Origin of the sequence: Photobacterium sp. SP02 (assembly GCF_038519165.1) — a bacterium.
Taxonomy (GTDB): Bacteria; Pseudomonadota; Gammaproteobacteria; order Enterobacterales; family Vibrionaceae; genus Photobacterium; species Photobacterium halotolerans.
In genome coordinates, this window is record NZ_JASJOJ010000102.1 from 1 (window position 1) to 8036 (window position 8036).

The 8036-nt window shown below is 48.3% G+C and carries 12 protein-coding genes; all 12 read left to right on the forward strand.

What is annotated here, in order from left to right; translation table 11 throughout:
- On the forward strand, positions 1 to 432 hold a 432-nt coding region (locus tag P0Y67_RS21795; protein WP_342393562.1), incomplete at its 5' end, for an isochorismatase family protein.
- Between the two features lie 65 nt (positions 433 to 497).
- Complete coding sequence (locus P0Y67_RS21800) at positions 498 to 812, forward strand: hypothetical protein (RefSeq protein WP_342393563.1); 315 nt, start codon at positions 498 to 500, stop codon at positions 810 to 812.
- 135 nt (positions 813 to 947) lie between these two features.
- Entirely contained in the window at positions 948 to 1889 is a 942-nt protein-coding gene (locus tag P0Y67_RS21805) for a hypothetical protein (protein WP_342393564.1), read from the forward strand.
- Positions 1876 to 2592: an RES domain-containing protein gene (locus P0Y67_RS21810; RefSeq protein ID WP_342393565.1), complete on the forward strand. Its 717-nt coding sequence runs from the start codon at positions 1876 to 1878 to the stop codon at positions 2590 to 2592. Before P0Y67_RS21805 ends, P0Y67_RS21810 begins: the two co-directional genes overlap by 14 nt.
- Positions 2593 to 2639: 47 nt before the next feature.
- On the forward strand, positions 2640 to 2774 hold the full coding sequence (locus P0Y67_RS21815) for a hypothetical protein (RefSeq protein WP_342393566.1): 135 nt from the start codon (positions 2640 to 2642) through the stop codon (positions 2772 to 2774).
- Between the two features lie 145 nt (positions 2775 to 2919).
- The gene (locus tag P0Y67_RS21820; RefSeq protein ID WP_342393567.1) at positions 2920 to 3474 is read left to right on the forward strand and encodes a dihydrofolate reductase family protein; all 555 of its coding nucleotides are present in this window, start codon (positions 2920 to 2922) and stop codon (positions 3472 to 3474) included.
- A gap of 81 nt (positions 3475 to 3555) precedes the next feature.
- The gene (gene yddG, locus P0Y67_RS21825) at positions 3556 to 4473 is read left to right on the forward strand and encodes an aromatic amino acid DMT transporter YddG (protein WP_342393568.1); all 918 of its coding nucleotides are present in this window, start codon (positions 3556 to 3558) and stop codon (positions 4471 to 4473) included.
- 245 nt (positions 4474 to 4718) lie between these two features.
- Positions 4719 to 5117, forward strand: coding sequence for a GNAT family N-acetyltransferase (locus P0Y67_RS21830; RefSeq protein ID WP_342393569.1), 399 nt, complete (start codon positions 4719 to 4721; stop codon positions 5115 to 5117).
- A 55-nt stretch (positions 5118 to 5172) separates the two neighbouring features.
- Positions 5173 to 5418 carry a Rho-binding antiterminator gene (locus P0Y67_RS21835; protein WP_342393570.1) on the forward strand — a complete coding sequence of 82 codons (246 nt, stop codon included), beginning with the start codon at positions 5173 to 5175 and terminating at the stop codon, positions 5416 to 5418.
- Between the two features lie 195 nt (positions 5419 to 5613).
- Positions 5614 to 6045 carry a YkvA family protein gene (locus tag P0Y67_RS21840; RefSeq protein WP_342393571.1) on the forward strand — a complete coding sequence of 144 codons (432 nt, stop codon included), beginning with the start codon at positions 5614 to 5616 and terminating at the stop codon, positions 6043 to 6045.
- A 162-nt stretch (positions 6046 to 6207) separates the two neighbouring features.
- Positions 6208 to 7152 carry a YbgA family protein gene (locus P0Y67_RS21845; protein WP_342393572.1) on the forward strand — a complete coding sequence of 315 codons (945 nt, stop codon included), beginning with the start codon at positions 6208 to 6210 and terminating at the stop codon, positions 7150 to 7152.
- Positions 7153 to 7156: 4 nt separating this feature from the next.
- Entirely contained in the window at positions 7157 to 7990 is an 834-nt protein-coding gene (locus tag P0Y67_RS21850) for a MerR family transcriptional regulator (protein ID WP_342393573.1), read from the forward strand.
- The last annotated feature ends 46 nt before the right edge of the window (positions 7991 to 8036 follow it).

An 8036-nucleotide genomic window follows, 5' to 3' on the forward strand; every position in this document is an offset into this window, starting at 1 on the left:
GCGCACATTATTTCAGCCATATTCCTCACAGTGGGTTTCCTGACACCTGTTGCCAGACCCGGACAAATTAATGCCTGGGACAATGCTGACTTTGTTCAGGCCATTGAATCAACAGGTAAAAAACAACTCATTGTTGCCGGTGTGGTGACGGAAGTCTGCGTCGCATTTCCGGTTCTATCAGCAATAGAAGCGGGCTATGAGGTTTTTGTTATTGCCGATGCTTCCGGTACTTTCAATGCGATGACCCGTGATGCCGCCTGGGACAGGATGTCAGCTGCAGGTGCGCAGATGATGACCTGGTTTGGCGCGGCTTGCGAGTTACACCGGGACTGGCGAAATGATATCGAAGGTTTGGGGACGCTCTTTTCAAATCATATCCCTGATTACCGAAACTTAATGAACAGTTATTCTACGCTTCAAGAGCAAAAATAAAGTAAGACAGTGATAGCGTGCTGAAAGGCGGCTATCACTGGGCTCCCAATTCATTGGAGCAGATCATGAAGTATTTTTTCGTCCTGGCCGCTTTGTTTACAAGCCATGTAACAGCAAAAAACTACCGGATGGTGACAGAAGCCGAAGCAAGCGATTTTCTCAATCAGGCAGACGTTTCCCAGAGAAATGTTCCCCATGGGTTGGCACTGATTGATTTAGAACGTGCGATTGTACAAGGTGAAAAACTAGACAATGGCGGTTGTTCTTACAAAAGGTCATCACTTTTGAATGAAAAAACGCAGCGTTATGTGATTGAAGTAGCGAAAAACTTTGAGACGTGTGAATCCCTGGTCGAGATCGGTAACCTTCCCGATGAGTGAACAGGATGCTTTGCCGGAACCATAAACCGTTCAGTTTTATATCACTTGATGAGAAATTGAACGCTTTCTCATCAGAAGAAAAGTGCGTATAGTTGTATCGTTATTGTAATTGGCTACACTTATGCAGGGAGAGCAATGAGCAAAGCTTTTGAGTTCATGGGAGGTCACGCCATGGTTACCCAGAGAGACAGTAAACATTTCATGCTTACGATGAGTGTGAAAGATACTGAGACCAATCCGCATACGACTGTGAGTGTAGAGGGGACGAATGCGCCGTTTTCCAACGAATCACTACTTCATTCGGCCGAGGACATTGCGCTTCTCCCTTTGATAGGGCCGCATACTCTGGGTGTGCAGCCTGCGCCTGTCCAGCGACCTCAGGTGAGTTTGAGCGTGGACGAGGAGTCAACGGCAGATGACCATGCACTGTCCGTGAGAATTTCCGCTGAAGAAGCAGATTCACTGAAGGAACTGAGCCGAAACCTGTTGTTCTATGCCCAAAAAGGGGGATTGCAACACATTGTCGATCTGCTTGAGCGAGATGCAGAGCAGCAGTTCAGTGACTTTAAGCGGCGTATCAAAGACCACACTTCATCTGAGACGCAATTTATGATTGCCAACGCGTTGAACGATATTGAAGCGCGCACTCAGCAATATCCATTGCTCAGTGCAAGGGCTGCGACGAATTTACTGGGCGAGTTCCAGGCCTCGAATCCGTCAAGGGTGATCAGCCAGGCGAGCCAATCCCGGCGGCTTTTCGCGTTCAATTTTGGTGATGCGAAAACGGTTCAGGTGCCTGCGTTTCAGTTTGATACAAAACATCTGGGGGTCTGGAAGGCGGTTCCGGAATTGTGCCAGACGCTGAATGGCTTGAATGACTGGGGGGTCTATCAGTGGCTGACTTCTGTCAGTGATGATCTGGGGTGTTCGCCAGCTGACGCACTTCAGAAACCGGAGCTGGAAGCCGACCTTCTCTATCTGGCCAGCTTGTTTAAAGCCGACAGTACGCTCAGCGATCTCAGTTATACGGCTGCTACCGATCATCAGAAATCGGGGGACGCTGATGCTGCAGGATAATCCGCCTGAGTTTGAAATCGAGGCGAGTCGTCAGTTGTTCCGTGTGCTGCGCCATGAGTGTGATGAGGAGGGAAAGCGGCTTTATACCGCCTTGGATCCGAATCCGTTCAAACAACTAGAATGGATCTCGGATATCAGAGCGAGGGATCAGAACGGCCATGCTATCACCGGGCGTTTTTCTCCTTTTCGCAACAAGCTTCGGGAAGCAGTTCCTGCATTGTATTTGGCTGCAATGCCGGAAACAGCCTACTACGAAGCTGTGCTGCGGCCGATGGGAAACTCGGCCCTGCGGACTTTATCTAAAAAGCAGTTTGATGATCTGGAAGTGGCGACACTCAGTTTTCAGAGCGCACTGCGGTTTGCTGATTGTCGTCAGGCTTACCTTGAAGGGGGATCGGATGCATTCTGGCCCTATTCCTTTGATCAGTTGTTCAATACGACTCAGTTGAAGTCGATGGACAATGCCAGAAGCTTGGCGAAGTCGATTGCAGACAACTATCCGCACCTGGATGGTCTTGTCTGGGATTCTGTGCAGCAAGGCAGCTGTGTGCCCGTTTACGTGCTATTTGGCCGTCGGCGAGCAGGGGATATCCACCGAATCAAAGCGGCATTGGATGATATTCCAACCTGGCGACCGTACCTCCGAAACGAAGTTGCCAAAGGGAATCTGATGATCGCACCGGATCTGGCCGCTATTTTGTAGCGATACTTTCGTCTTCATACCAATGAAATTCTGTTTAGGACAGACACATGCTGGGATATACAATCATGGCCAGTGTCGCGAAGCCTTATCTGACCAGCCCATCAACCATGAAAGCGATGAATCGGGTCTTTGGCTCTCTGTTTGTTTCAATGGGTGTGTTATTAGCACGTGCTGAACAGTAGTTATTGATTTATCAACAAATAAATAAACGTATTCACACCTTTTTCTGACACTAAAACTGGCAAATCCCGGTCTCTCTGCAAATACTCATGAAACCCGTATTGCAGAGAGACTCTGCGTGCGTTTCACGACAAGGAGGTTTTTGCCATGGCCCATCTGATTTATTCGTTGAACATGTCATTGAATGGCCACTGCCATCATGAAGATGCTGTGGTGGATAAAGAACATCATGAATATGCCCTTGAATTACTGCATGACTCAGAAGCTTTAATTCTGGGACGCCACACGTATGATCTTTTTGCGGCTTTCTGGCCTGAAGCTGCAACGCGAAGGGACTTACCCAAATATATGCAGTATCTGGCAATGGAATTGCAGTCCATTCCTAAGCGTGTGGTCACTACACGGCCACTTGAGTTTCCCTGGCAAAATACTGAGGTACTGAAAGGGCCTGATATTGAAAATACCCGGCAATTTTTATCTGAATTAACCGGAAATGTGGTCCTGTTTGGCAGCCCTGCTTTGGGCGCATCACTGGCCGATGCGAATTTAATCAATGAGTATCAGTTGTTACTGGAGCCTTTTATCAGCCCCCAGGGCAAGCAAGCTTTTGATGGTGCCAAAAGATGGCAAAGATTGATGTTGCTGGGTGCCAGAAGACTGAACCGGAATGTCATGCTGCTGAGGTATGCGCCAGGGCCATAAACAAGGTGGTTTCAGGTTGTTTTAGCTGTCATTCTCAGGCAGTGTTATGGATTCTCAGGTGTTTATATACAAGGGTTAACCGTGGTACGCAGTCATCAATTTACCCTGGCCGGATGCGGCGCAATTTGTCTTTTCAGCAGTGTGGTTGCCCTTATCCGGAATGTGACCGAGCAGCTTGGCCCTGTGGGCGGCGCTGCCATGATTTACAGCGTCAGCGCTTTCATTCTTATTCTGACGGTTGGCTTGCCGAAGCTGTCTTCTTTTTCCAGGAAATACCTTTTGATCGGCGGCTTGCTGTTTGTCAGCTATGAAATGTGTCTGGCGTTGTCTCTGGGGATGGCCAATGATCGACTGCAAGCGGTTGAAATGGGATTGATAAACTACCTCTGGCCGTGTCTGACGGTACTGTTTGCGGTGATTTTCTCAAGGCGGTCAGTCAGTTGGCTGCTGTACCCTTGTTTAATACTGTCTTTCTTTGGTGTTGCCTGGACGGTAGCGGGGGATAGCGGATTGTCTGTGCCCCGGTTAATTGAAAATGTGCAGAGCAACCCGCTCAGTTATACACTCGCGCTGAGTGGCGCGTTTATCTGGGCAATTTATTGCAACGTTACCCGGGTAATGGCCAGTGGCAAAAATGCCATTACCTGGTTCTTTTCTGCCACTGCGGCCGCACTCTGGCTGAAATTTATGTTCACCAATGAACCGCCAATGAAGTTTGATCTCCCGGTGATCTGGGACTTGCTATTGGCTGGTCTTGCCATGGGTGGCGGCTATGCATTATGGAATATCGGGATCCTGCGCGGCAACATGGTGCTGCTGGCAACGCTGTCTTATTTTGTACCTGTGTTTTCAACCTTTTTATCTGCGCAGTTGCTGGGGCTGACGTTAACGGCAACCTTCTGGCAAGGTGTTGTGATGGTGAGCGTTGCTTCTGTGCTGTGCTGGTGGATCACCCGTGAACAAGCTTCTTCAAAACCATTACTGGAAGAACAGGTCTGATCTTCACGAAACCCGCATGCATTGCGGGTTTTTTATTCATCTGTTTATCTATTCATGCAGCCAAACCATCAGCCTTTATACCATCAGCCTTTATTTTCATTGAAGATGATCACGATTCTTTCAATGGCATATAAAATGCATTGAATATCAAAGTAAGATGCGACGCGAATCACTAACATAGTGTTTTTGCTGGCTTACGTGATTCGGATTTACTGCAAATAAATAGATGATAGAAAGGAATATTGATGTACCAGGTTATTGAGCAAGTGGTTGGTCCTGATGATTTTTTACGTTTACGCGAGATCTCCGGATTATCGTCCCGTTCTTATGAAGCGGCAGTGAAAGGCTTGCCAAACAGCCTTTACGGCGTACATATTCTTTATGACGGTATCCCTGTTGCCATGGGGAGAGTGGTGGGTGACGGCGCCATTAATTTTGACATTGTGGATGTCGCGGTTGATCCCGACCATCAGGGAAAAGGTCTCGGGCGTCAAATCATGGAACATATCATGGCCTATCTCGACCAGACCGCCTTTCCCCGCTCTTATGTGTCGCTGATGGCCGACGTCCCGGAATTGTATGAAAAGTTTGGTTTTAAATTGTCCCGGCCAAACTCGGAAGGCATGTACTGGGTGAAAAAGTAAAAAACGACAATCGTGACGTATCGTGACCCAGACGTACCGCGAAGGAGGAGTGAAGATGATTTCATGTCAGCAATATGACTATATCGAAATTGCATGCTTGTATAAGTTGCCGGTAAAACTGTGTCTGACAGACGGAAATGAGATTGAGGGTATAGCCCAGGACACACTTCGCAATGAAGAAAAACAAGAGTGTATGTCGCTGAAAACTTCTTCCGGGTTACAGATTGTTGTGCTTGACCAGTTGAACACAATGGAAGCGACCCGCCCGAATCCCCATTTCGAACGGGTGAGTTTTTGTTAGTAGGCCGCCAATAACTGATGCTGACCATACTCTATCAGCGGTTATCGGGGGAGCTGCAGTTGCTGTCAGGTTTATTGCTCGCATTTTACTCTCAAACGGAACGCTACTGGCTTTTGGCTGTCATTCCCCTTAATGACAAATGGGTGGCGAAAAGCCATAGTTAACTTATGAACAAATGGCCACTAAGGCGAGAGGATGAGTCAGTCAATGAATGAACAGGAAGCCAAAGAGAAACTGGAAAGCTCGTCCAGACAAGTCACGGATAAAGACATTCAGCGTGTGTTAGACAAAGAACAGGTCATTGAAGAAAAAGTGCAGAAAAGTGGCACGCTGCGTAAGTATTTCAATGTAGTGAAATCCATGTATGGTCTGGTTAAGGCGTACTGGAAAGGAGAGTACCGGGAGATCCCCTGGTTTACCATTGCTGCCATCGTTACGGCCTTGCTTTATGTGTTTAACCCATTGGATGTTCTGCCGGATGTGATTCCCTTCCTGGGGCTGACGGATGACGCACTGATTCTGGCCGTCTGTCTCAAACTTGTACAACAGGATCTGGATGATTATGAAACCTGGCGAGCAGGAAATGACTCGGTAGGTATGGAACAGCCGGATTCCAATATCGAATAATTTCCCTTTAATTCAAAGCAAAAAAGCTGCCTGTGAGTATCAGGCAGCTTTTTTTGTGTCTGAAATTGCGGCAGTTACAAAGTTATACATTTTATTTTCTTGTACAACTCACTGAGCTTGGCTAACATCATTGTACAAGATAATTTTTTGTACAGGTGTGAGATGAGTATCCCGGTAGGTATCAGTGCATGTGTACTTGGCGAGAAAGTGCGCTTTGATGGTGGACATAAAAGAAACCGCTTTGTGACGGACGAACTGGCAAAGTTTGTACAGTTCCGCCCGGTTTGCCCTGAAATGGCAATCGGCTTGCCCGTTCCTCGACCAACAATAAGGCTGGTACAGCAGGAAAATGGTGAGCGCCTTGTCGACAGCAAAGGCGGTGAGCTGGACTTCACCGAAAAAATGCAGGCGTTTGCTGATAAGCACATCAGCGGCATTCAATCCCTGTGTGGCTTTGTGGTATGTGCCAAATCGCCGACTTGTGGCATGGAAAGGGTGAAGCTGTATATTCCGAACGGTAACACTGTCCCGGGAGGCACAGTGGGGGTGTTTACCCAAAAACTGATGACTGCCATGCCCTGGTTACCCGTCGAAGAGGACGGGCGGCTGCAAGATCCGGTACTGCGTGAAAATTTCGTGTTTCGTATTCATGCCTTACACGATTTTTATCAAAACGTGGGAAGCTGCCTGAGTATGGATGCATTCGTTAAATTTCATTCACGCTATAAATTCGTATTGATGGCACACAGCCCGACAGCGTACAGAGAGATGGGGCGGTTAGTAGCCGGCATTAAAGACTGGGATCTGGCTGAGTTTTTCGTTGAATACCGTCAGCAGTTCATGGATGCCCTGAGTAAACATGCTCGTCGAAGCAACAACACCAATGTGTTAATGCATTTGCAGGGTTATTTCAAACGTAACCTGACCGGCGAACAAAAGCAGGAATTGCTGGGCCTGATTGAAAGCTACCGCCTGGGTCATCAACCTATTCTGGTCCCTCTGGCCTTGATCAAACATTACCTGAAAGAATATCCGGATCCGTATCTGCAGTTGCAGACCTTTCTTAATCCGTATCCGGAGGAGTTGAAATTACGTTATGGCCTCTGAAGTTATGTTATTTGCAATTAGAGAAGTGTCTGAAATGACGGGGGTGAATCCCGTCACTTTACGTGCATGGCAACGCCGCTACGGGCTGATCAAGCCACAGCGCACAGAAAAAGGACACCGTTTATATACACAGGCTGACATTGAAAAGATCCGTTTGATCCTGTCCTGGCTTGAGAAAGGCGTCGCTATCAGCAAGGTAAGACCGTTACTCGAAGGCCAGGAAAGTGACGCTGCCAGTCAGGAAGAAGACGGTGATGGGATTGCACCGATACTGATCGCTTTATCAGATTGCCGGCGCGGAAAACTCGAACAGCTACTGAGTCAGCTGATGAAAGAATACCCGCTGCCAATGTTCATCGAAAAAGTGGTCGTGCCCGTAGACACGCAGGTTAACGACCCGGCAAATCCGCTGCGGGCGATGCAGCAAGCGCTGTGGCAATCCACTCTGATTGAGCAATGTGCCAGCCTGGTATCCAAAACACGCAAGCGGAGCGGTCGCAAAGCCATGCTGCTGAGTTTTGAACCGGCACAGGACGGCATTACGCATTACATCTGGCTCGCCGCTTTGTCACTGAGTAATGAGAGTTACAGTGTCACCTTGTTAGATAATCTGCCGTTTAACGGAAAATTGCACGGTCTGGAAGCGGCAGTCTCGCAACAGGCATTTGAATCTGTGGTTGTGATTGGGGAAAGCAAGCTGCCACCGGCGATTTTAAAACAACTTGCGCGTGTAGGCAGCGAGTGCCAGTGCCCTGTCTCGCTGAGAGGCAGTATCGCCGCTATCCATGCTGACTGGGTGCAGCAGTTAAAAGGAGCTCAGAGCGATGACCGCGAATAACAGACATCGGTGCCTGATGTGGTTTCGGGCAGATTTGAGAACGGTC